Source organism: Rhizobium sp. Leaf311, assembly GCF_001423445.1.
Classification (GTDB): domain Bacteria; phylum Pseudomonadota; class Alphaproteobacteria; order Rhizobiales; family Rhizobiaceae; genus Agrobacterium.
In genome coordinates, this window is the sequence record NZ_LMNZ01000020.1 from 351,443 (window position 1) to 375,758 (window position 24,316).

Below are 24,316 nucleotides of genomic sequence, written 5' to 3' on the forward strand. Positions count from 1 at the left end.
TGCCGTCGGCGAATGCGACGGCGGTCGATGTGTTGTCGGTAGACCCTATTGAGATATCCCGCCTTGTTCAACCTTGCGACTGAGACGAGAAGAGATCGAAGATTTTGAATGTGGGGTGCAAGGGGAAATCCTTGTCTCGCGCCGAAAATACGATGCGTCGTGTTTCGCCGGCCGCCAGATCGAAAAGATTATCCGAGTAACGCCCGGGAATATCCGCCTCGATCATGACAAACAGAGCGAGCCCTCTTGCCGATATCTCGATCTCGAACTGCCCGTCTGACAATGCCTTGACGTGTTGTTCCAGGCCGGATGGCTGCAGCTCAAGCGCCTTGTACGTTTCCAGCACGTGATGCCCCTCGCCGGTCATGCCGTTCGAGGCTATGAAATTCCACGATAGCAGGGTGCCCTCCGCAAGCTGGGAAAGGTCGATTTCCGTCATGTCGGTTGCCGCATCCGGGCCGCAGGTGCCACTGGCGGACTTCAACGGTGTGCGTGTACCATCGGTGGACAGTGCGAAGATGTTCATGTCGATATCCACCTCCTCTGCCATGTCGTTGACCATCGCGAACCGCACGGTGCTGCCCTCCCCGCTGGGAATGGCTGAAACCGTGACCGGCTGGAAAAAGCGGCGCGCGGCATAATGAAGTGCCTTCCAGCTGCCGCCATAGTCGAGGCTTGACCATGAGGCCACAGGCCATGTGTCGTTCAGCTGCCAGTAAAGCGTTCCCATGCAGTGCGGCTTGAGCGAGCGCCAGTATTCAACGGCGGTCTTTATGGCCAGCGCCTGCTGCACCTGGCTGATGTACACGAAACTCTCGAAGTCTTTGGGAAAGCGGAAATAGCGGAACATGGTGCCCGCAATCCGCTCGTTACCACCGGCATTTTTCTGGTGCAGCTCGATGACGGGCGAAGAAATGTTCATGTCCTTCTCGTCCGCATATGTCTTGATGACAGGCATGGAGGTGTAGGACTGAAAACCGAATTCGGAGCAAAAGCGTGGTTTGACGCTACGATAGTTGTCGAATGATTTGTTCTCGTGCCAGACAGACCAATAGTGCATGTCGCCGGAGCCATCTGCGTGCCATGCATCTCCATAATCCAGATATCCGGAGGCCGGGCTTGAGGGCCACCAGAGGGCGCTTGGAGCGGCAGCCTTCAGGGCATTTTCGATCGTCCGGTTCAGCCGATCATAAGCGACGAGGTAGCGGTCTCGGTTGTTTCGGGACTCCTCGAACCAGTTCAAGGCACCGACAAGCTCATTGTCTCCACACCACAGGGCGATAGATGGATGCGAAGACAGGCGTTTAACCTGATAGGAAACCTCATGCTCGACATTATCCAGAAAATCGTCCGTGCAAGGGTACAGATTGCAGGCAAACATGAAATCCTGCCAGACCATCAGACCCAGTCGGTCGCAGAGATCGTAGAACCAGTCCGCTTCGTAAAAACCGCCTCCCCAGACCCGGATCATGTTCATGTGGGCTTCAACAGCCGAAGACAGAAGATCCTCAGTCTTTTCCCGGCTGGAAAGCGAATGCAGCGCATCGGCAGGTATCCAGTTTGCGCCGCGGCAGAAGATTTCCCGCCCATTGACGCGAAATGCAAACCGACTGCCCGCCTCATCCTTGTCGGTCAGAAGTTCAATGGTTCGAAAGCCGATCTGCTTGGTGACGATCTCGTCAGGAAGTTCGACCGTCAGCGTAGAGAGCGATTGTTCACCGCTTCCGGCTGGCCACCACAAGTTCGGTTTCTCAACGAAGAACACATGCCGCAAGACCGTTTCGCCGGCGTTAAGCCCGCAATCAAGTCTCAACCTTTCTCCATCCAGCGAAAGATGGACGGGAACGCTTGCAGCATAGGCGGCATGAAGCGTGACCTCGACGTGCAGTTCCACGCCGCCGTCCAGGTGGTGCTGCGAGGTGGAGACATGCTCAATGCGTGCCGTGTCGAGCCGCCTCAGCGCGATGTTTCCATATAGGCCAAGCGGAGCAATGGCGATGTTCCAGTCCCAGCCGAAATGGCATTGCGGCTTGCGCAGCATATTACCATGCGGGATGGGAGAGTTTCCGGGGTGATAGGGAACGTAGAACGGCTGGGCTGCCTGCCTGTCCGCGCCGGCCTTGATGCTGGAATGGAAGTGGATGCGGATGGAGTTGTCTCCCGGCTGAAGCGCCTTGGAAACATCAGGCCGGTAACGACGAAAGCAACTGTCCGCAGACAGCACAGGCACGTCGTTTACGAAAATAACGGCAACGGTGTCGAGATATTCGACGTCGAGATACCACTCGGCGTCAGCATCATCGATATGGAAATGGCGTTCGATAATCCAATCCCGATGCGCCACCCACTGAACGTCGATCTCATTGCGCCCGAAATATGGGTCTGGGATGATACCCGCCTGACGAAGCGCCGTGTGGACGTCTCCTGGGATTTCGATGGTCGTGCTGTGGTCACCTTCAACGGAAGTGAGCGTCCACTCGCCGCGAAGGTCTGTGAACGTTTCGTTCGCAAATGATGCTGTCATGTCCTGCCCTACAGTTCCGTTTCCTCAGGTGATTGTTTGATCATTAAACTGCGGCAAATCTTCCACCGTTTCCCGATCTTTCCATTCACCTTCCCAACGGCAACGTTACCGGAAATGGCGGCGCGGGTCACGTGCCAGTGTCAACACACTGAGCGCCTAACACCGGAAAGCTGTGTTTGTTGCGGCAGATGAGGGCAATTGAGCCAAGTTTTTCGCAGCGCAGATATGACATCGAGTCCAAGGGGCAAATCTGCATCGTTGCGGTAAAACGATGAGAGGGGGCCGCAGGATGGCTGCTCGGCACTTTGCATCGACGAAAAAGCGATCTACCATAAGAAATGATATTTTTGTGAGTGTCGAAATGAACGATGGCATGAATTCCGGAACGAGCGGCCAGCCACTGGCAGGCTATGAGCGCCCTACCCTAAAAACCATCGCCTATATGACAGGGCTCGGAATCACCACCGTGTCTCGTGCCTTGAAGGACGCTCCGGATATCGGCGCCGACACCAAAGAGCGTGTGAGACAGGTTGCGCAGCAGATCGGGTATCAGCCCAACCGCGCCGGTGTTCGTCTGCGAACAGGCAAGACCAATGTCATCGCGCTCGTTCTCAGTGTCGATGAAGAGCTGATGGGTTTTACCACGCAGATGGTGTTCGGAATCACGGAGGTTCTGTCCGCTACGCAGTATCATCTTGTGGTGACGCCACACACCCATGCCAAAGATCCAATGATTCCGATCCGCTACATCCTCGATACCGGATCGGCGGATGGTGTGATCATTTCAAAAATGCAGCCGGACGATCCACGCGTTCGTTTCATGACGGAGCGGAATATGCCGTTTGCCGCCCACGGGCGCACCGACATGGGCATCGAGCATCCCTATCATGACTTCGACAACGAGGCCTACACCTACGAGGCGGTGAAGCGTCTGGCACAGTGCGGACGCAAGCACATCGCGGTGCTTTTGCCGGCAAGGCAGTTTTCTTATCACGACTTTGCACGTCGAGGCTTCGACCGTGGTCTGCGGGAATTTGGCCTCACGGAATTTCCACTGAACGGTATCATCAGCAATGATACGCCGCTGGACCAGATCAAGGAAATCAGCCGGGCGCTGATGAGCGGCAGCGATTTTCCGGATGGTTTGGTGTCGATCAGCGGTACATCGACCATTGCCTTTGTTGCCGGGGTGGAAGAGGCGGGCAAGAGCATCGGCAAGGATATCGACTTGGTATCCAAACAATCGGCCGACTTCCTGAACTGGTTGCGCCCGGAAATCCACACGATGAATGAAGACATAAAGCTTGCCGGGCGTGAACTCGCCAAGGCGCTACTGGGCCGAATCGAAGGAAAGTCACCGACGGTTCTGCAAAGCCTCAGCCAACCGGTATGGTCCTTCCGCGCGCCGAAGTTCGGCAAATAAAAAAGGCCAGCGTCACCGCTGGCCTTTCCAATCTAATGATCAGCTATCAGCCGCGCAGGATCGAACGTCCGGCATAGGCAGCCTGCGGACCCAGCATTTCTTCGATGCGGATCAACTGGTTGTACTTGGCCAGGCGGTCAGAGCGGGAAAGCGAGCCCGTCTTGATCTGTCCGCAATTTGTCGCAACCGACAGATCCGCAATCGTCGAATCTTCTGTTTCGCCGGAGCGGTGAGACATGACCGCCGTGTAGCCTGCCTTGTGGGCGGTTTCGACGGCATCCAGCGTTTCCGTCAGCGAGCCGATCTGGTTGACCTTGACGAGGATGGAGTTTGCAACGCCCATCTTGATGCCATCGCGCAGACGTGCGGAGTTCGTTACGAAAAGGTCGTCGCCGACGAGCTGAACCTTGGAGCCGATCTTGTCGGTGAGGTACTTCCAGCCGTCCCAGTCGTCTTCGGCCATGCCGTCTTCGATGGAGATGATCGGATATCTGCCAGCCAGTTCAGCGAGGTAGTCCGCCATGGCTTCCGGCTCGAGCGTGCGGCCCTCGCCTTCCATCTCATACTTGCCGTTCTTGAAGAACTCGGTGGATGCGCAGTCCAGCGCAAGCGCCACATCGTCGCCTGGCTTGTAACCGGCTTTTTCGACGGACTTCATGATGAAGTCGAGGGCTTCCGGTGCGCTCTTGAGTCCAGGAGCGAAACCGCCTTCGTCACCCACATTGGTGTTGTGGCCCTGTGCTGCCAGTTCCTTTTTGAGAACGTGGAAGATTTCAGCACCGATGCGAACGGCGTCACGGATGCTTTCCGCGCCAACCGGCATGATCATGAATTCCTGGAAGTCGATCGGGTTATCGGCGTGTGCGCCGCCGTTGATGATGTTCATCATCGGTACTGGCAGAAGATGGGCGTTCGGGCCACCGACATAACGATAAAGCGGCAGACCGGTTGTTTCGGCAGCAGCTTTGGCAACGGCCAGCGAAACGCCGAGAATGGCGTTGGCGCCGAGGCGGGACTTGTTCGGTGTGCCATCGAGCGCAATCAGCGTCTGGTCGATGTGGATCTGGCTTTCTGCGTCGAAACCGCCCAGCGCGTCGAAGATTTCCGTATTGACGGCTTCGACGGCCTTTTCAACGCCCTTACCGAGATAGCGCTTGCCGCCATCACGCAGTTCTACGGCTTCGTGCGCGCCTGTCGATGCGCCCGATGGAACTGCCGCACGACCGAAAGAGCCGTCTTCCAGATAGACATCGACTTCAACGGTAGGATTGCCGCGGCTGTCGAGAATCTCGCGTGCGATGATATCGGTAATGGCTGTCATGATCTCTCCCTTGGGACTGGAACAGGATTTTCCGCTGCCTGTCTTAGAGCGCATCCCGAAGACTGTGAAGCGCTTTTCCGACAGGTGAGCGATAAACAGAGCGACTGGTTAGCGACTCAATTTGAATTCTTCTGCCGCTGTTAGACGACGCACAAGAATTTACAATGATGGCCCACGTCTCCAGAGGCCGACTTTTCATAAAAATCGATTAAGGCCAAAAGCCGTCAGGCTGCCTTGGCAATGTCATCGAAAGCCAGCAGCTTTTCCAAAAGCTTTGGCATGTCTTTCAGGTGCACCATGTTTGGCCCGTCAGACGGCGCGTTGTCTGGATCTTCGTGCGTTTCAACGAAAAGACCGGCAACACCGACAGCGATAGCCGCCCTAGCCAGCGTTTCGACAAACTCCCGCTGGCCGCCGCTTGAGCCACCCTGCCCGCCCGGCTGCTGCACGGAATGAGTCGCATCGAAGACGACAGGCGCGCCAAGCGATGCCATGATCGGAAGCGAACGCATGTCCGACACAAGCGTGTTGTAACCAAAGGATGCTCCGCGTTCGCACAGAAGGACGTTCGGATTGCCGCTGTCATTGAGCTTCGCCAGAACGTTTTTCATGTCCCACGGCGCCAGGAACTGACCCTTCTTCACGTTGACGACCCGGCCAGTCTTTGCTGCCGCAACGAGAAGATCCGTCTGGCGGCTGAGAAATGCCGGGATTTGCAGGATGTCGACAACCGGTGACACGATGCCGCATTGCTCTTCGGTGTGAATATCCGTGAGCACCGGAAAACCGAACTGCGCCTTGAGTTCTGCAAAAACTTCGAGCGCCTTGTCGATGCCGATGCCGCGCTGGCCGGATAGTGATGTGCGGTTTGCCTTGTCGAAAGATGATTTGTAGACCAGCCCGATGCCGAGCCTTCCGCACAGCTCCGCCATCGTTTCCGCAATCATGAAGGCATGGTCGCGGCTTTCCATCTGGCATGGCCCGGCAATGAGCGAGAACCGCTTAGTGTTGCTGAACGTAACCTGACCGGCACCTTCACCGACGACCACATTAAGATTGTTCTGGACGCTCATCTTCACTCCTCGAAGGCAAATATCGCGCCTTGACCGGGCGCTCGCTGAACCAGCAGTCGAGAGCCTTTGCGCGTGTATTCCACGCCATTAGCAGCAAGAAACGACTCTGTCACGGCGAGATCAGCGACAGCAAATGAGACTGCGGCGCCGAAAAGGCCAGGGATGCTCTCTTGCTCGGCCCCATCAAACTCTTCTGCAACCGTCTGCGCATGGGCGATGCGGATGACCGCGCCCGGCGTAAGAAAGCTGAGGTTTCCCGTTGAGTCGGCTGCTGCCGACACACCAAATGCTGCTTCCACCAATGGCGCAAAGGCGTCCGGTCGGTCTGAGCGCAGGGTTATTTCGCGCAGGCCAGTCGCTCCATTTTTGTGAGCTGTGAGGTCGGACCGTTTTGCGGAAAAAGCGTTGACGCGCTCACAGGTGAAGAAGAACAGATTTCCGTCATCCTTTTCTGCCGCAAAAGCCAGGCGAAAGCTCGCTTCAGATCGGCTTCCGTCCGGCAATGTTACCGGTCGACTGAACGAAAATGCGTCGCCGCCGGAAAGTCCAGCCTCAACGAAGCTATGATGATCAGCATCTGCGTCGTGCGTTTTTCCGGCGACTGCGGAAAACCCCTGCTGCCCGTATCGCTTTCGAAAGACTTCATCGCGTCGAACAAAGGCGTTGCCTTCTGCGCAAGCCCTGGAATATTGCGCGGCGTCTCCGATTGCCAGGGGTTCGAGATACTGCCCGTCTTCGAGAAAGACGCAGGCATTCTCGGTGCCGAAGGGGTGCCTTGCATCTGCAGCAACCGTAAAGCCCAGCGCCGAGAGACGCGCCCGTGCTTGTCCGAGGTCTGCAACGGGCATTACGATATGATCGATTTCACGCGCCATGAGGGGTCCTTCCGCTTCGTCGGCATGGGCATTCCACTGTTGCAAGCCGAACGTTTTATGGCCGGGCGAGATAATGGATGTAAATTGTCACAAGCACACTGATTTTTAAGGGATTGCAGAACACATATGGAACATATAGTGTTCGTTCTGTATTTGTTTCGCGAATCTTCGCCTCGAATCTCTAAGGGTGTTACTCCATGCTCACGCGCAAACAGCAGGAATTGCTACTGTTCATTCATGAGAGAATGAAAGAGTCTGGCGTGCCGCCTTCCTTCGATGAGATGAAGGACGCACTTGATCTGGCATCGAAATCAGGAATCCACCGCCTGATCACAGCGCTCGAAGAGCGCGGCTTTATTCGTCGGCTACCGAATCGGGCGCGTGCGCTTGAAGTCATCAAGCTGCCTGAGTCCTATACGCCTGCTAGCAAGCCTCAACGTGGCTTCTCGCCGAGCGTCATCGAAGGTAGCCTCGGCAAAACCAAACCGGCTGAACCAGCAGCCCTGCCCGTCGCGTCGAATGATTCGAACTCGGTCAGCGTCCCTGTCATGGGCCGTATCGCCGCGGGTGTTCCCATTTCGGCCATTCAGAACAACACACATGACGTTGTTGTGCCAATCGACATGATTGGTGCGGGCGAACATTACGCGCTTGAAGTCAAAGGCGATTCGATGATCGAAGCCGGCATTTTCGATGGCGACACGGTCATTATCCGCGATGTCAGCACGGCAAATCCGGGAGATATCATCGTTGCATTGGTGGATGACGAAGAAGCGACATTGAAGCGCTTTCGTCGCAAGGGCGCGTCAATTGCGCTTGAGGCAGCGAACCCTGCCTATGAGACCCGGATTTTTGGACCGGACCGCGTCAAAATTCAGGGCAAGCTCGTCGGCCTTATTCGCCGCTATCACTGACCGGTGACTTTTCCTATGTCTAGAGGTGGCGGTCGCCCTCGGCCGCTGCCCTTTGCAATGCCTGTCTAGAGAAAACATTTGCGGACATTGAACTCCTGTCCGATATCAACAGGTCTTGGACACCAGAAGCGCCGCTTTTTGCGCCTCTATATGTAGCTGGCTCACTAGTTTTAGTTTGCGTGTGGACGTTCGTCACGTCGCGAGCCTGAAGCTGGGCATTGCTCTTACCGGTTTAGCCATTCTCGCAGTCGACTGGCTGGCAATCGTGCTGTCCAGCGTCGCGCACCCTCCTGCATGACACATCAAATAATTTGAAGAGGCCTATCTTCAAAACGGTCTGTATCAAAAGGCTCGTCTCAGCTAGCACGGGAGTTCGTAACGGAGGGCAGCCATATGTACGATCTTTATATAGCCAACAAGAATTACTCCTCTTGGTCGTTGCGTCCATGGGTGTTGATGCGGACGCTGGACATCGGTTTCAAAGAAAGCCTTTTTCCTTTCGGCAATTCAGCGAAGGACTTCTCAACCTTTTCGCCCACTGCCAAAGTTCCCTGCCTTGTTGATGGTGATTTCACCGTATGGGATTCGCTCGCCATTGCGGAATATCTGGCTGAAAGAAATAGCGGTGTTTGGGCAGACAATGCTGCCGCTCGCGCGTGGTCTCGATCAGCAGCTGCGGAAATGCACTCGGGTTTCCAGGCGCTGCGCAACGAGCATCCCATGAGTGTCGGCCTTCGCATTCGCCCAGCTTCCATCAGCGGATCGCTGCAACAGGACATCGCGCGTATCGACGCTCTCTGGTAGCAGGGTCTGAAGTCCTTTGGTGGCCCATTCCTGGCGGGTAGCACGTTCACGGCCGTGGATGCATTCTTCTGCCCGGTCGCTTTCCGCTTTCAGACATACGGAACAGTGCTTTCTGCGGAGTCCACGGAGTACAGGGACCGTCTTCTCTCACTGCCTGCAATGCAGGAGTGGCAAGAGGCGGCGCTTCTGGAGACATGGCGCGACGGCGATCATGAGGAAGAGGCGAAGGCAGTCGGAGAGATATTGGCGGATCTTCGTATGTCAGGGAATTCGTAAGCGGCGGGTGTCGTTCACAGGTTTCATCGCTCGGCGGAAAGCAATGCAGCGATATGCTCTGGCAAGGTGGCGTCATAGGTCTTGCTGCGCCACTGGTAGCTGCGGTGAGCGGTCCACGGTCGCTCGATGCCGTCCAATGCCGCTTTGGCGCTGTAGCGGGGGGATCCCTCCCCGCCAAACCAGATTTCCATCGAGCCGGTGCGCCGCAACGTATCGCCTGTAATAAGCAGCGCACCTGATCGGCAGGCTGGAAACGGCACTCCCCGGCTTGTCACCACTATGTCAGCGAGATCACAGGCGGCTCCCGTCAATAATGAGTTGGATAGGACCGCAATGCTAACGCCTTTTTGGGATTTCAACGCGCACCACAGATCCTTGCGGCATGTAAAGCGTTGCGTGCCTGCAAGCGCCGTCTTCATTTCAGCCAGCGCCTGGGTTTTGTCCACCTCGCTTAGCCGGGAGCGGGAAGCCGGCTGGCTTTCAAGCTCCTGGGTGTCTCCATCCGCCTGCCTCGCCGTGTCCAGCAGATGCGGAGCAACATGCTCCATCGTCAGTGGGACCGCCCTCTCCCATTGATCATAGATGAAGCCCGACGCGCGGGCCTTGGTCGTCGCAACCGCGTCATTGGATAAAAGCGCAATGAGCGAACCGTCCTCGAAAATCAACAGGTCGGGCTTCGTACTACAGCGCTCGGTTCCAAGCATAATGAGCCCTGCCGCGATGAATGGCACGCCAATCAGTGCCAGTCGTGTTCGAAGGAGCGAAAGAAGCAGAAATCCAATGGTTGAAATGGTGAGAAACCAGGGATGTTGCCGGCCGATGGTTGCGTCCCCACCCCAGCTCGAGACCGTCTTGGCAATCTCGATGACAATCTCCATGCCATAGCCCATTATCTTCAGGAATGGGCCATCCAGGCCGAAAGGCATGAGCAGCATTCCAGCGAGCCCGAACGGCATGACAATAAGCGACATGACCGGCATTGCAGCAAGGTTCGCGGCAAGGCCATAGGTTGTGATGCGGTGGAAATGTTCAATCGAGTAGACCGCAGTCGAAAGGCCGCCGATAAAGGATGTCAAAGCGACGCCTCCGACAACCGCCGCCGATTTCGTTGTCAGCGTCAGCCACCATGGGGGATTGGTTATCGAGAGGCTGTCCTCCTTGTTTCGCCACCGGCTCCAAAAGGAGTAGGCGGAAACGAGCGCGAGCGTCGCGGCGAAGGACATCTGGAAACTTGGCCCCATCACCTCGTGCGGGGAAAGCACCACGATTATCAAAGCGGAGAGCGCCACATTTCGAAGGCTGATGGACGGCCGGTCGACCAGAACCGCAATCAGCATGATCGACATCATCAACCATGCTCTTTCCGCTGAAACGGCAAAGCCGGATATAAGGTAATAGGCAAACGTCATGAGAAGTGCCGCAAAGGCGGATATCTTCTTGACCGGCCAGCGTTGGGAAAATCCCGGAAAGACGCTGAACACCGTGCGCATTCCGACAAAGAAAATGCCGGCAGCCAGCGCCATGTTCAGTCCGGAGATTGCGACGATATGAGCGAGGCCTGAAACCCGCAGTGCCTCCATGGTCTCGCCCGAGATCGCCCGCCGCTCATCGGTTACGATGGACGCCGCAAACGCTCCCGCATCACCCGGTATGAGGTACCGAATGCGCTGGGCGATATCGCTGCGTAATTCATAAAGCCATTCTCCCGCAATCTTGGCTGGGCCCGATGCAGGCACCGCAGATGGATCTGCGCTGACGCGTTGCGGCGGCCCATAGAAAAACCCAGTTGCGCCGATTCCCTCGAAGAATGAGGCGAAGGCAAAATCATTCAGCCCTGGCAAGGCGGGACCGGATGGTGGCGAGAGGCGCGCCGTGCCCGTAATTGTTTCGCCGATTTCAGCCGCCTGATGGCGGCTTCGGGCCACGAGTGACACTCGAGCGGGCGGACGAGACAGGGTGGGGTTTGACGTCGATGTCAGTGCCAAGACGTAGCGCCAGTTTCCGCGCGCGTCCAGTTCACGCCGCTCGACCGTGCCTTTGACCAGTGTCGTGACGGGCGTATCGAGAATGATTGTGGCGCTGCGCTGGGTGTCCCAATCGGCAAGGACCATGCCCAGCAGAAGCAGTGCAACGGTTTTCAGAAAAATGGAGGTGGCACCCGGCCTATGGTAAAGGGCGGCAGCTGATATCATGACGCAAAGAGTTGCGATCAACAGCGGCAGAGACGGTGGCGTGGCTGGCAGGCAGAACCAGAATGCGGCGCCAGCGGCAATAAGAACGGGGACGAAAAGAAATCCTCCGCGATATGCGCGTTCCTCTTCGATGCACCGCAAATACCAATGTTTAAACCTGGTCTGCAAACTGTCCTTTTGGGGAGTGACCGGCCCCTGCCCCACCAGTGCGCCTCGCGAGACATGCAGCGGCAATAGCAAGGCATCGAGCTCCGTTTGCGCAACGAAGTCCGTTTCCCGGTTACGGAAAAGCTTGTTCTCTTCTCTCTGGTTCAACCCCCGGCGCCCCTTGCCGCAAGGGTTCTAGTTTGCAACCCTGGAAGGCATATTGCAACATCTTGCGCGATTAAGGAAGCATTGACCTAGAGTGAAACACTTTGCCGTAGAAATGCTTCATTTTGGGATATTGCCGTGTCGCAATGCACAATTTGCTCGTTCGATAGCTTGGCTTTGTCGCAAGGATCATATAGCTAAATCGCTGACGCTTAACTGGCTGATGCGTCACCCCGCATCGCCTGCATATTTCGGAGGTATGGTATGACGGAAAATAGCGCGACAGTGACCCTCGGCGACACCAAAGTCGATCTTCCTGTACGAGAAGGCACGATCGGTCCCAAGGTCGTTGATATCGGAACGCTTTACAAGCACACCGGCACCTTTACCTACGATCCCGGCTTTACATCAACTGCATCGTGCGAATCCAAGATCACCTACATCGACGGCGACGAAGGCGTTTTGCTGCACCGCGGCTACCCTATCGAACAGCTGGCCGAACAGGGCGACTTCCTTGAAACCTGCTATCTGCTGCTCTACGGCGAACTGCCAACAACCGCACAGAAGAAGGATTTCGACACACGCGTTACGCGCCACACCATGGTGCATGAGCAGATGAGCCGCTTCTTCACCGGCTATCGCCGCGACGCTCACCCGATGGCCGTCATGTGCGGTACAGTCGGCGCGCTGTCTGCTTTCTATCACGACTCCACCGACATCACCGATCCGCATCAGCGCATGGTCGCTTCGCTGCGTATGATCGCCAAGATGCCGACGATTGCCGCCATGGCCTATAAGTACCACATCGGCCAGCCATTCGTTTACCCGAAGAACGATCTGGATTACGCATCCAACTTCCTCAACATGTGCTTTGCCGTACCCTGCGAAGACTACAAGGTCGATCCGGTACTGGCCCGCGCAATGGACCGCATCTTCATCCTCCATGCCGACCATGAGCAGAACGCGTCGACCTCGACTGTTCGTCTTGCAGGCTCTTCGGGTGCTAACCCGTTCGCATGTATCGCAGCCGGTATCGCCTGCCTCTGGGGACCTGCCCACGGCGGTGCTAACGAAGCTGCGCTCAACATGCTCAATGAAATCGGCTCCGTTGACCGCATTCCTGAGTACATTGCCCGCGCCAAGGACAAGAACGATCCGTTCCGTCTGATGGGCTTTGGCCACCGCGTGTACAAGAACTACGATCCGCGCGCCAAGATCATGCAGAAGACCATGTACGAAGTGCTGGAAGCCACTGGCAACCAGGACGATCCAATCATGCAGGTTGCCCTGGAGCTGGAAAAGATCGCGCTTTCAGACCCTTATTTCGTCGAAAAGAAGCTCTACCCGAATGTCGACTTCTATTCTGGCATTACGCTGAAGGCGCTCGGCTTCCCCACAACCATGTTCACCGTTCTCTTCGCTCTCGCCCGCACCGTCGGCTGGATCGCACAGTGGAACGAAATGATCGAAGACCCGCAGCAGCGCATCGGCCGCCCACGCCAGCTCTACACCGGTGCTGCAAAGCGCGACTATACACCAGTCTCCAAGCGTTAAGCTTATAAACAAAGAACGAAAAAAGCCGGGTCAACACCCGGCTTTTTTATTGATTGCCATTTGCTGCCTTGCCATCCTCGGAAAGACGTGAGTTGGGAGGAAAGATGATGAAAAAGCCTATAACTATGCTGGACAGGTCAGTCTGGAGCGAAGGCGACGATTTCTGGCAAGGAGAGTTTGAAGGGCGCACCTTCGGAACGAACGCTTCCGTCATGTTCTACACGGTGAATGAAGTGGGCAAAGGCACGGGACTGCACAAACACCCTTATGATGAAATCTTCATCATGCGGCAGGGCAATGCACTCTTTACAATTGGAGATCAGGAAATCCGCGCCTCGGCCGGACAGGTCCTGTTCGGGCCTGCAAATATTCCCCACAAATATGTCAACCTAGGGCCTGGACCGTTAGAAACGCTCGATATCCATGTCAGCGACGTTTTCATCCAGGAAAATCTGGACTAAACCCACTTTCAATGCGCCGCAACGCCCAAGAACTGCTTGAGCTCCGGCGTCTTCGGCGATGAAAACACCTCTTCCGGCGGGCCGATTTCATGGACTTTGCCTTCGTGCATGAAGACCACGCGTGAGCAGACGTCGCGGGCGAATTTCATCTCATGCGTGACCATGACCAGTGTCATGCCTTCTGCTGCAAGTTCCCGCACCACCGCCAACACTTCGGCTACCAGTTCCGGGTCGAGCGCGGAGGTGATTTCGTCGCAGAGAAGCGCCGTTGGCTGCATGGCGAGTGCGCGAGCAATCGCCACACGTTGCTGCTGCCCGCCCGAGAGTTCGTCAGGGTAAGCATCGAATTTATGGGCAAGGCCGACGCGTTCGAGCATCTTGCGCGCCAGCATTTCTGCCTCGGCCTTCGGCGTTTTCTTGACGACTGTTTGCGAGAGCATGACGTTGCCGCCGACCGTCAGGTGCGGGAAGAGATTGAATTGCTGGAAGATCATGCCGACTTTCAGCCGGAGCGCTTTCAGGTGAAGTTCGTCGTCTAGAAACTGCGCGCCAGCCACGGAGATGGCACCGGCTGAAATGGTCTCCAAACCGTTGATGCAACGCAGCAGGGTCGATTTTCCCGAGCCGCTCTTGCCGATGATCGCAATGACCTCACCCGGCTCGATATCGAGGTTGATGCCTTTCAGCACCTCGTTCGTGCCATAGCTCTTGCGGACTTCAGTGATTTCGATGAGCGACATTAAGCTTCCTTTCGAGAATCTGGCTGCTTTTCGACAACGGCCAGCAAAGCGCGAAATAAATGAGGGCAACGAGGCCATAGACAGTGAAGGGTTGGAAGGTTGCGTTGGTAACGACGGTCCCCGCCTTGGAAAGCTCCACGAAGCCGATGATCGAGGTTACGGCAGTGCCCTTGATGATCTGCACGGCAAAGCCGACGGTGGGCGGAATTGCAACGCGCATGGCCTGTGGCAGAATGACATATCGCATCTGCTGCAACCGCCCCATGCCGAGGCTTGCAGACGCCTCCCACTGTCCTTTGGAAACCGCCTCGACACAGCCGCGCCATATCTCCGTCAGGAAGGCTGCGGCCCACAAGATGAGCGTCAAACCTGCGGCGAGCCACGAAGGCACGTCGATCCCAAGAAGCCCCAGACCGAAAAAGGCGATGAACAGCTGCATCAAAAGCGGCGTGCCTTGAAACAGCTCGACATAATATTTGGAAAATGTCCGTAGCGATTTCTTTTTTGAAATGCGCATGAACAGCAGAAGAAGACCAACAGCGGCGCCGCCAATGAAGGAGACGAGCGACAGCAGCACCGTCCAGCGGGTTGCCAGCAGCAGGTTGCGCAGAATATCCCAGGTCGAAAACTCGATCATCTTGCGCTCCTTCTTGGAAAAACGAAGCCGCCGATGACGAGCAGAATCTGACGCAGCAGAATGGCCAGCCCCAGATAAATCACGGTCGAGACCATATAGGCTTCAAAGGCGCGGAATGTGCGTGACTGGATGTAGTTGGCAGCAAAGGTCAAATCCTCCGCCGCAATTTGCGACACCACCGACGAGCCAAGCATGACAATGACCACCTGTGACGACAAGGCCGGCCAGATGCGTTGTAGCGAGGGCACGAGCACCACGTGTCGGAATGTTTCGAACCGGCTCATGGCGAGGCTCGCCCCCGCCTCGAACTGTCCCTTTGGCGTTGCCTGAGTGCCAGCGCGGATAATCTCACAACTATAGGCGCCGAGGTTGACGACCATGGCAATATTGGCCGCGGTCAGTTCCGTCAGCTGCAGGCCCAGTGATGGCAGGCCAAAAAAGATGAAAAAAAGCTGGATCAGAAAGGGCGTGTTGCGGATCAGTTCCACATAAAGCGCAACGGGCGGCCGTAGCCATGTTGGCCCCAGGGCACGCACCCAAGCGCAGAAAATGCCGAGCGCAATGCCAAGAACGCCGCCGACTGCAATCAGTTGAAGCGTGATGAGCACGCCCTTCACGATGGCCGGATAATATTCGAGAAGCCAGCCGAACTCGAAAGTGTAATTCACAATGGTTCCCTTCCCTGAAAAACCAAGGGACCGCGTCCCGCCACATCGCGGGACGCGAATTCAAAATGCGTTTAAATATCCTTTGGCAGGTCGGTTTTCAGCCATTTCTGGGCAATCGCATTGAGGCTTCCATCAGCCTTGGCGGCAGCAATGATTGCATTGACCTTTTCCAGAAGAGCTGGCTGCTCCTTGTTCAGGCCAATGAAGCACGGTGAGTTCTTGATGAGGAACTTGAGTTCCGGCCGCTTTGGCGGGTTCTTTTCCAGGATAGCCGCTGCAACCACGTTGCCTGTCGCCACTGTTTCGACCTGGCCGGAAAGGAAGGCCGAGATGGTGCCGTTATTGTCTTCGTACCGCTTGATGGTCGTGTCTGAAGGCGCGATCTTGGTCAGCTCAAGATCTTCCACCGCTCCGCGCGTGACGCCGATCGTTTTTCCTGCGAGGTCTTCTGCCTTTTCGATCTTGACGCTATCAGGTGCAAAAACACCGTTGAAGAATGGGGCATAGGCAGAAGAGAAGTCGATGACCTTTTCACGATCAGGGTTTTTGCCCAGGCTGGAAATGACAAGGTCAACCTTGTTGGTCTGCAGATAGGGAATGCGGTTGGCACTGGTCACCGGCACCAATTCTACCTTCACCCCCATTTTCTCTGCGATCAGAGTGGCAACATCAATATCGTAACCACGCGGTGCCATGTCCACGCCAACGCTACCGAAGGGCGGGAAGTCCTGCGGAACGGCAACGCGGATGGCGCCGCGTGAAGTGATATCGGTCATGGCATCCGCCAGTACCGGTGCGGAAAAACCTGCGCCGAGGACGAGAGTGATGGCAGCGAAAAATGCACGTCTGTTGAACATCTTAAATCTCCTATGAAGTTGCATGAAGTGGCGGAAGTGAAAGGGAGTTACGAAGGTCCGAGTGGCGATCTTGCTGCCGTGTCAGGTCGAGGCCGGTCTCGACCTCATCCAGATGCGTTACGGCAAGCTCCGATGCTCTGAGAAAATCACCCGCATCCATGGCCTCAAAAATGCGGCAGTGGCCTTCATGGGATTGGGCAGCGTGAAAATCTGATTGATAGAGCATGCAAATCAGGATTGTGCGTGCGGTCAGATCACGCAAGAGATCGATGATGATGTCGTTTCCGGCGATTTCGGCGATGCGAATATGAAAATCGCCCATGAGGCATGTCAGCCTCTGGCGGTCAGCCACCGCCATTGCCTGCTTTTCCTCATTCAAATGATCAATGAGGATCTGTCGCCCATCTGGCGGGAGCACGGTCATGTTGCGCAAAAGGCCGCATTCAATGACACGGCGGGCTTTGTAGACCCGCAAGGCCTCCTCAGCCGAAGGTTCTACCACAAACCAGCCCCGTCGCGGGCTTGACCGAACCACACCGCGGGTCACAAGTCGCATCATCGCTTCGCGAATCTTGGTGCGCGAAACTCCGTATATTTCAGCAAGCTGATTTTCACCAAGGCGCGTACCCGGGCGAATGCGCGCAGACAGGATGCCGGACACTATGGCAGATTCTATCGCGCTTTGATCGGTTTCGAATGTATGTCTATCTTGCATACAAGAGTGATACGCAAGCGGCGTGCCACTTTACCGACTGGCTGCAATGCCAATCAAATCATGCATAGAAATAAGTCGCACAAAGCTGGCTGATTAATTTTTAGCCAGTCACGAATTTCGTCAGCGATTAGATTTTATGCTGTGCCGTTTATCGGGCGCCAGCGCGCTCTGACTTCTGCTGGTAAACCGCAAGCAGAATGTCCGCGCCAGTTTCGCCCGGGGGGCGCGGCGTGCGCAGGCGATCCTGAACGCAGGCGAAGCCTTCAAGCATAGCGCGCCGTTGCAGCGTATCGGACGACAGGCGCTCGATCCAGCGCAGCATGGACCCTGCCCTGACCACTTCATTGAAATATTCAGGCACAACCACGTAATCGGCAATGAGATTGGGTAACGCACCTGTCCAGGTTTTCACACGCTTGCTCAGCATGGTGAAAATCCAGTCGGTTTTGTAAACGGAAACGACCGGCACGTTGGCGAGCGCGAGTTCGAGAATGACGGTACCGGAAGCTGCAATTGCCGCGTCCGCTTCGGCAAAAGATCGCCACTTGAATGCCGCGTCCGTGCCGATCTGCGGACGGATATGCTCGGGCCATGACGCCGCGAGTTCGCGAATGCGCGCTTCCTGTCGAGGAACAGTTGGAAGTACGAAGCGTGCAGGGCCATTTCGCTCGACAAATGCCGCAGCGGTTTCCCTGAAGGGCTCCATCAAACGCGTTGTTTCTGTTGAGCGGGAACCGGGAAGCAGAAGAATGGTGCGTTGTTCGCCGGTCTGCGGGAGCGCGCGCGCGGCACGCTGTTCCCTTGCCGCCAAAACGTTTGCGTCCACGCTCAGGCGGTGTCCGACAAAGGTTGTGGGAGGTCCGCCAAGACGCTGCATGGCATCCGGTTCGAAGGGCAAGAGGGCAAGCACATGGTCGACATAGGAAAGCATTGCAGGCGCACGCTTTTCCTTCCACGCCCATACGCTGGGGCAGACGTAGTTTATGACTGTCAGATCCGGCAACGCCTTGCGGACGCGTTTGGCAACACGGTGCGTGAAATCCGGACTGTCGATAATCAGGAGTACATCCGGCCTGCCCGCGATGATGGCATCCGCAGTTTCCCGGATCCGCGCCAAAAGCTGCGGCAGCTTCTTGATGACCTGGGTAAAACCCATGATCGAAAGCTCGGAATAATCGAAAAGTGAGTTCAGGCCCTCGGCTGTCAGAGCTTCACCTCCAACACCCATCAACTCTATCCGCCCGGGATATTGCAGTTTGAGGGCTTTAACGAGGTCGGCACCCAGAAGGTCTCCAGAGACCTCTCCGGCAATTACGGCCAGTTTCAGAACGCCTTCTGCCACATCAACCTCCCGTTACGCCAAGATCGATGCCGCAGACGAAAAGCCCGGCTTCATCTGCAGCCCTCAGCATGGCTTCTCGATCCAGGACAAACGCCCTGCCCGCCTCTACCGCTATACCAGCCAACCCTGCCTTTGACGCATTTTCTATGGTCGAAGGGCCAATGGTTGGCAAATCAGCACGAATGTCCTGTTGCGGCTTGCATAATTTAACGAGAACGCCTTTTCGGCGGCTGGAAATTCTGCCTTCGGCACGCAATGCAGCCACGCGGGCGAGCATCCCATCGGTCCCTTCCACGCCTTCCAGAGCAACAATGCGTCCACCGACGCTGACAGCGCCCTGCCCCACATCCAGAGCGCCGAGCGCCAGCGCCGCCTTGGAGGCCCTGTCGATGTCCCTCCGATCATCCTCGCCGGGCGCAAGCGTGCCGAAAGCGCCGGTCGATGCCAGAAGCCCAGGAGCTATCTCGTGGGCGCCAATGACCCGCGCTCCCTGTGCTTCAATCAAGCCGATGACCATTTGCAGAACCGTATCATCGCCCCCCGACAGCAGGGTGCGAATAATCGACGGCATTTTGGCAATCATCTTGAGGTTGGGGCGGATCTCGCGCCATTCTGGCCGCCGCGATACGCCGCCGGACAGCACGACGCGGTCAATCCGTTGCGCCGCAAGCGCTTTTCCCAAAGATGCGACGTCGCCGACACTGATGGTAATGCTCTCAAATCCCGACCAGTCGAGATTTGTGTCATCCTTCAGGCGAATGATGAAGGGCGTTTCACCGGCCTGTCGGGCAGCCTCCGCTACATAGTAAGGGAGAAATCCGCTGCCCGCGATGATGGCCAGTCGCCCCGCACCCCGTGACACGGATTACTTGCCTCGATTAGGCGATGAAATCGCCCGTTCATTTGCGGCGGCGATAAAATCGATGATTTCGAGTGCCTGTGGGCAATCCAGATAGCTCTCACGAATGGAGGCAGCGTTTGCACGCACATTGCCTTCGCTTTCGAAGATCTGCTTGTAAGCGCGGCGAACCTTGTGCATCTCAGCGCGCTCTATGCCAGCGCGGGTCATGCCAACAATATTCAACCCGCTCAGGATTCCCGGATTTCCATTCAACATGCCATAGGGAATGACATCGTAGCTGACAGCGGAAAGGCCGCCGATAAAGGCCTGTCGGCCGACGCGTGTGAACTGGTGAACAGCCGAGCCGCCTCCAAGAATGGCGCGGTCCTCAATCGTCACATGGCCCGCCAGCATGACATTGTTGGAGAGGATGATGTTGTTGCCCAGGCGGCAGTCATGCGCCACATGTGCGTAAGCCAGAAACAGGTTGTTGTTTCCGACGATTGTCGTGCCGCCATGTTCCACCGTGCCGGTGTTCATGGTGACGCCTTCACGAATGGTGCAATTCTCGCCTATCACAAGCGTCGTATCGACCGCACTGTGATGCGCGCTCTGCGAGTCACCACCGATGACCGCAGATGGCCAGATCTGCGTTCCCTTGCCTACCGTGGTGCATCCCAGAACAACCACATGGCTGACCAGCTTTACACTATCATGCAAAGTGACTTTTGGCCCTACGTGGCAAAACGGACCGACGACGACATTCTCACCGATAACGGCGCCGTCCTCGATGAATGACATCGGATGTATCTGGGCCGAGGCCGCGATTGTGCTCATTGCTGATCCTCAGGGATCATCATGGCACCGATGTCTGCTTCGGCAACCAGAACACCGTCCACCTTGGCATCGCAGTGGAATTTCCAGACATTGCCGCGCTGACGCTGCTTGACGACGTAGATTTCCAGCCTGTCGCCCGGAATGACCGGCTTGCGGAAACGGGCATTGTCGATTGTCATGAAATAGACGAGATGACCGCCATCACCCTGCTTGCGCGCGCAGATCGCACCGGCTGTCTGCGCCATTGCTTCCACGATGAGAACGCCCGGCATGATGGGGCGATCAGGGAAATGACCTGTGAAATGTGGTTCGTTGACGGTGACGTTCTTGATACCGGTTGCAGAATTATCGGCGTCGATATCGATGATCTTGTCGATCAGCAAAAACGGATAACGATGCGGCAGCAGCTTCATCACCTCTAGGATGTCAGCCGCGCCAAGCGTCGTCTTTGTCTCTTCAGACATTCTTCTCTCCTGTCTTCTTGTCTCGCTCTTCTGCGCGCGCAAGCAACTCAGCCATGTCACGCAGGAAATGTTTCAACGGTCTCGCGGGAACGCCACCGTATTTTGCGCCCGCAGGCACATCCGCGACAACGCCGCTCATAGCGGCGATCTGTGCGCCGTCCCCAATGGTGATGTGGCCATTGATCCCGCAGGCACCGCCAATCATCACGCCATCGCCAATGCGCGTGCTACCTGCAATCCCGACCTTGCTGACAATGCCGCAGTGACGCCCGATGCGGACGTTGTGGCCGATCTGCACCTGATTGTCGATCTTCGTGCCTTCACCGATAACAGTGTCATCCATCGTGCCACGGTCGACTGTGGTGTTTGCACCGATTTCAACATGATCCTGAATGATGACCCGGCCGATCTGAACAATTTTGATCATGCCGCGTGGGCCGGGCGCGTAACCGAAACCATCCTGCCCGATACGCGCACCGTTGTGGATGATAACGCTATTGCCGACCAGTGCTGACAGAATGCTGGCGCCACCAGCAATCGTGCAATCACGGCCAATCTGCACATTCGCACCAATGATAGCGCCCGGGCCGATGCGTGAACCCGCACCGATATGAGCGTTTGCGCCGATGACCGCAAGCGGTTCCACTACAACGCCTGCTTCAAGCTTCGCAGATGGGTCGATATGGGCAGCCGACGAAATCTGTGAAGCGCCATCGAGAATGGCAGATGGCTTCATCGCAGATTCGTGAAGAAGCGCTCCGGCTTGCGCGAACACCGTGTGAGGATTTTTTGAAATGAGGGCAGGAATATGCGCAGGCACCAAGCCCTTGAGCGCCTCATCGCAAATGATCGCCGCCGCCTCGCAGGTCAGCAATTCCTCACGGTTTTTCCGCGAAAGAATGTAGCAGAGCTGATCTGACTTTGCGCGATAAACGGGGGCAATTGATCGCACAAGGCGATCGCCAGCGGTCTCATCAGAAAGTTCCGCCCCAAGGCGGTCCGCGATATCTTTCAATCGCATACCATCATGGGGCGGAAAAAAGGCGTTATACTCCATCAAACGGATACTCCAGAACGTTCAAACTTGCAGTTCTGGACTGCCGATATCAGAAAGTGTTGGACATGCCAAACCGGAAATTCTGCACTTCGTCGTAGTCTTCCTTCATGAAGGGCACTGCGTAGTCTACGCGCAAAGGACCAAATGGCGATGCCCACATGATGCCGATACCGGCCGATGCACGGATCGAGCTGTCATCCTGCACTCCACTGCTGTTGGCAACCTTGTTTCCATACAGCGTGCCAGCATCCACGAAGCCGGCAAGGCGAAGACCAAAGTCTTCAGGAACGCCTGGCATAGGAGCAGTCACTTCAGCAGAAGCAGCGAAGTAGGTCGTGCCACCGATCGAATCGTCACCGATACGTGGACCGATGCCATCATTCTCGAAACCACGGATCACGCGGCCACCGATCTTGAACTGATCAAACACAAGGAGGTTGTCGCCAGTGGGGACGACATAACCAGCCTGCCCCGTCAACGAACCGATGATATCGTATTCGTCAGAAAGCGTATGATAGTAGCGAGCCTTCGCATAGATCTTGTAGTATTCCGAGTCGCCGCCAAGCCCTGCAAACTCGTTTGTCAATGCAGCCTGCCAGCCATCACGCGGCATGTTGCGGTCGTCAAGCGTGTTGTAAGCCAGCGTATTCGAAATGCTCGACTGAACCCACTTACCATTATTCTGATCGATAAGATCGACATATGGTTGAGCTAGGTTTGCCTGATAATCGCCTTCGCCATCGTATTTAATCTGCTTGTACGTGTATTTGAACGTCGTTGCGAGATTCTCGGTGATTGGCGCAGTTACGCGAAGCGCAAAGCCCTGCTCGTCGTAGTCATAGTAGTCTTCGCTCGAGCTCTGGCTCTTGAACAGGTCGAAACCAGCAGCAAGGCGATAGCCGAGGAAGTAAGGCTCGGTGAAGGACAGGTTGTAGCTGCGTGCATCGTCCTGGCCTGCGCCAGCTGCGATACGGATGTACTGGCCGCGACCGAGGAAGTTCTTTTCTTCGATGGACGCTTCAAGCAGCGCACCGTCGTTCTGAGAGTATCCAGCGCCGATACCGAACGAACCGGTTGCCTGATCTTCCACGTCAACAACGATCACGACGCGGTCAGGCGCGCTGCCCTGCGATGTGCCGATGTTTACCTTGGAGAAGTAGCCGAGTGCCTCAAGGCGACGCTTGGCAGCTGTAATGATCGTCTGGTTGAATGCATCGCCTTCGCTGATGTCGAATTCGCGACGGATGACATAGTCACGCGTACGGGTGTTACCGCGAATTTCGATGCGCTCGACATATGCGCGCTCGCCTTGATCAACGATGTAGGTGACGCCAATCGTGTTGCCGTTCATGTCACGGTCGCCACGTGGCGTTACGCGAGCAAATGGATAGCCCTCTGCAGCCACGCGCTTGGAAATGGCTTCCATGCTCTGCTGAACTTCCTTGGCGCTGTAGTTGGAGCCAGGACGCGTATCGACCAGAGTCTGCAGCTCGTTGCCATCGACGCCAGGCACTGTGGACTCAACACCCACGTTGCCGAATGCGTAACGCTGACCTTCGTCAACATTGATCGTGATTGTGTATTCGTTGGTTGCCTCGTCAAGAACGGCATTCGAGCCGGTCACGCGGAAGTCGGCATAACCACGGTTATAGTAGAACTGGCGCAGCGCTTCTTCATCAGCGCGCAGCTTGTCCTCATTGTAGACATCCTTGCGTGTCAGGAACGACAGCATGTTGGATTTCTTCGTGTTGATGACGGCAGCAAGGCGACCATCGCTGTAGGCATTGTTGCCGACGAAATCGATACGCGCAATCTTCGTGCGTTCACCTTCGTTGATGACGAAAGCGAGGTTCACACGTCCCTGACCAACGGGAACGACCTGAGTCGTCACCTGAATGTCGCTACGGCCGATGGCTGCGTATGCTTCCTTGATACGGGCGATATCGGACGTAACGATCGTCTGATCGTATGGGCCGAGAGACTGTGTCTGGACGATGCCCTGGAGCTTGTCATCCTTAATCTTGCGGTTGCCGTTGAACACGACCTGATTGACGAGGTTGTTTTCACTAACCGTCACGACCAGGGTGCTGCCGGAAACATTCATGCTGACATTGGAAAAGTAACCGGTCGCGTAAAGGCGCTTTACCGATTCATCGATATCAGCGTTGGAAAAGTTACGACCTGGAGCAATGGTGATATTGGAACGTACAGCATCCGCGCCGGAGCGCTCAGCGCCACGAACATCGATCCTGCTGATCACCGCCGCATATGCCACGCTGGAAGAAGCAACCACTCCCAGAGCCGCAACCGAAGAAACACCAGCAGACAGCGCAACCGCCGACACCGCGTTCAAAAATCTTGAACCAGCCTTCATTTTCTAATCTTACCTTTTCCCGTTGTCCCTCAGCGGGCAAAACCCGACTCCGGCC

At 56.2% G+C, this 24,316-nt stretch carries 20 protein-coding genes and 1 pseudogene; 5 read left to right on the plus strand and 16 right to left on the minus strand.

What is annotated here, in order from left to right:
- Window positions 1-67: 67 nt before the first annotated feature.
- Window positions 68-2,524 carry a glycoside hydrolase family 2 protein gene (locus ASF69_RS18520; protein WP_062589670.1) on the minus strand — a complete coding sequence of 819 codons (2,457 nt, stop codon included), beginning with the start codon at window positions 2,522-2,524 and terminating at the stop codon, window positions 68-70.
- A 361-nt stretch (window positions 2,525-2,885) separates the two neighbouring features.
- Here ASF69_RS18520 and ASF69_RS18525 point away from each other — a divergent pair, with 361 nt between their 5' ends.
- Window positions 2,886-3,947 (plus strand): LacI family transcriptional regulator, encoded by a 1,062-nt coding sequence (locus ASF69_RS18525; RefSeq protein WP_062589906.1) that lies wholly within the window; start codon window positions 2,886-2,888, stop codon window positions 3,945-3,947.
- Window positions 3,948-3,993: 46 nt separating this feature from the next.
- Here the strand turns inward: ASF69_RS18525 and eno are convergent, their stop codons facing one another.
- The 3 genes from eno to ASF69_RS18540 form a co-directional block, all read right to left on the minus strand.
- Entirely contained in the window at window positions 3,994-5,268 is a 1,275-nt protein-coding gene (eno, locus tag ASF69_RS18530; protein WP_062589671.1) for a phosphopyruvate hydratase, read from the minus strand.
- Window positions 5,269-5,492: 224 nt separating this feature from the next.
- The gene (gene kdsA / locus ASF69_RS18535) at window positions 5,493-6,341 is read right to left on the minus strand and encodes a 3-deoxy-8-phosphooctulonate synthase (RefSeq protein ID WP_062589672.1); all 849 of its coding nucleotides are present in this window, start codon (window positions 6,339-6,341) and stop codon (window positions 5,493-5,495) included.
- A gap of 2 nt (window positions 6,342-6,343) precedes the next feature.
- Window positions 6,344-7,216 carry a VOC family protein gene (locus ASF69_RS18540; protein WP_062589673.1) on the minus strand — a complete coding sequence of 291 codons (873 nt, stop codon included), beginning with the start codon at window positions 7,214-7,216 and terminating at the stop codon, window positions 6,344-6,346.
- A 197-nt stretch (window positions 7,217-7,413) separates the two neighbouring features.
- On the opposite strand from ASF69_RS18540, the gene lexA reads away from it, so the two are divergent.
- A complete protein-coding gene (gene lexA, locus ASF69_RS18545; RefSeq protein WP_062589674.1) occupies window positions 7,414-8,130 on the plus strand; it encodes a transcriptional repressor LexA in 717 nt (238 codons plus the stop codon).
- Between the two features lie 393 nt (window positions 8,131-8,523).
- Window positions 8,524-9,210 (plus strand): annotated as a pseudogene (locus tag ASF69_RS18550) (glutathione S-transferase family protein).
- Window positions 9,211-9,233: 23 nt separating this feature from the next.
- Here ASF69_RS18550 and ASF69_RS18555 read toward each other — a convergent pair.
- Window positions 9,234-11,717: a ComEC/Rec2 family competence protein gene (locus tag ASF69_RS18555; RefSeq protein ID WP_244475516.1), complete on the minus strand. Its 2,484-nt coding sequence runs from the start codon at window positions 11,715-11,717 to the stop codon at window positions 9,234-9,236.
- 261 nt (window positions 11,718-11,978) lie between these two features.
- Here ASF69_RS18555 and gltA point away from each other — a divergent pair, with 261 nt between their 5' ends.
- Both gltA and ASF69_RS18565 read left to right on the plus strand, forming a co-directional pair.
- Window positions 11,979-13,268, plus strand: a complete 1,290-nt coding sequence (gene gltA / locus ASF69_RS18560; RefSeq protein WP_062589675.1) for a citrate synthase — start codon at window positions 11,979-11,981, stop codon at window positions 13,266-13,268.
- A 107-nt stretch (window positions 13,269-13,375) separates the two neighbouring features.
- Window positions 13,376-13,729, plus strand: coding sequence for a cupin domain-containing protein (locus ASF69_RS18565; RefSeq protein ID WP_062589908.1), 354 nt, complete (start codon window positions 13,376-13,378; stop codon window positions 13,727-13,729).
- An 8-nt stretch (window positions 13,730-13,737) separates the two neighbouring features.
- Here ASF69_RS18565 and ASF69_RS18570 read toward each other — a convergent pair whose 3' ends face one another.
- The 11 genes from ASF69_RS18570 to bamA form a co-directional block, all read right to left on the minus strand.
- Window positions 13,738-14,469: an amino acid ABC transporter ATP-binding protein gene (locus ASF69_RS18570; RefSeq protein WP_062589677.1), complete on the minus strand. Its 732-nt coding sequence runs from the start codon at window positions 14,467-14,469 to the stop codon at window positions 13,738-13,740.
- Window positions 14,447-15,106: an amino acid ABC transporter permease gene (locus ASF69_RS18575; RefSeq protein WP_062589678.1), complete on the minus strand. Its 660-nt coding sequence runs from the start codon at window positions 15,104-15,106 to the stop codon at window positions 14,447-14,449. The genes ASF69_RS18570 and ASF69_RS18575 overlap by 23 nt, the downstream gene beginning before the upstream one ends.
- A complete protein-coding gene (locus ASF69_RS18580; protein ID WP_062589680.1) occupies window positions 15,103-15,774 on the minus strand; it encodes an amino acid ABC transporter permease in 672 nt (223 codons plus the stop codon). Before ASF69_RS18580 ends, ASF69_RS18575 begins: the two co-directional genes overlap by 4 nt.
- Window positions 15,775-15,845: 71 nt before the next feature.
- The gene (locus ASF69_RS18585) at window positions 15,846-16,631 is read right to left on the minus strand and encodes a transporter substrate-binding domain-containing protein (RefSeq protein WP_062589682.1); all 786 of its coding nucleotides are present in this window, start codon (window positions 16,629-16,631) and stop codon (window positions 15,846-15,848) included.
- A gap of 10 nt (window positions 16,632-16,641) precedes the next feature.
- The gene (locus ASF69_RS18590) at window positions 16,642-17,346 is read right to left on the minus strand and encodes a GntR family transcriptional regulator (protein ID WP_062589685.1); all 705 of its coding nucleotides are present in this window, start codon (window positions 17,344-17,346) and stop codon (window positions 16,642-16,644) included.
- Window positions 17,347-17,494: 148 nt separating this feature from the next.
- Window positions 17,495-18,688: a lipid-A-disaccharide synthase gene (gene lpxB / locus ASF69_RS18595; protein ID WP_062589687.1), complete on the minus strand. Its 1,194-nt coding sequence runs from the start codon at window positions 18,686-18,688 to the stop codon at window positions 17,495-17,497.
- 1 nt (window position 18,689) lies between these two features.
- Window positions 18,690-19,550 carry an LpxI family protein gene (locus ASF69_RS18600; protein WP_062589689.1) on the minus strand — a complete coding sequence of 287 codons (861 nt, stop codon included), beginning with the start codon at window positions 19,548-19,550 and terminating at the stop codon, window positions 18,690-18,692.
- A gap of 3 nt (window positions 19,551-19,553) precedes the next feature.
- Window positions 19,554-20,366 (minus strand): acyl-ACP--UDP-N-acetylglucosamine O-acyltransferase, encoded by an 813-nt coding sequence (gene lpxA / locus ASF69_RS18605; RefSeq protein WP_062589691.1) that lies wholly within the window; start codon window positions 20,364-20,366, stop codon window positions 19,554-19,556.
- Window positions 20,363-20,830: a 3-hydroxyacyl-ACP dehydratase FabZ gene (gene fabZ / locus ASF69_RS18610; protein ID WP_062589693.1), complete on the minus strand. Its 468-nt coding sequence runs from the start codon at window positions 20,828-20,830 to the stop codon at window positions 20,363-20,365. Before fabZ ends, lpxA begins: the two co-directional genes overlap by 4 nt.
- On the minus strand, window positions 20,823-21,887 hold the full coding sequence (gene lpxD, locus ASF69_RS18615; RefSeq protein WP_062589696.1) for a UDP-3-O-(3-hydroxymyristoyl)glucosamine N-acyltransferase: 1,065 nt from the start codon (window positions 21,885-21,887) through the stop codon (window positions 20,823-20,825). The genes fabZ and lpxD overlap by 8 nt, the downstream gene beginning before the upstream one ends.
- 49 nt (window positions 21,888-21,936) lie before the next feature.
- Window positions 21,937-24,261, minus strand: a complete 2,325-nt coding sequence (gene bamA, locus ASF69_RS18620) for an outer membrane protein assembly factor BamA (RefSeq protein WP_062589698.1) — start codon at window positions 24,259-24,261, stop codon at window positions 21,937-21,939.
- Between the last annotated feature and the right edge of the window lie 55 nt (window positions 24,262-24,316).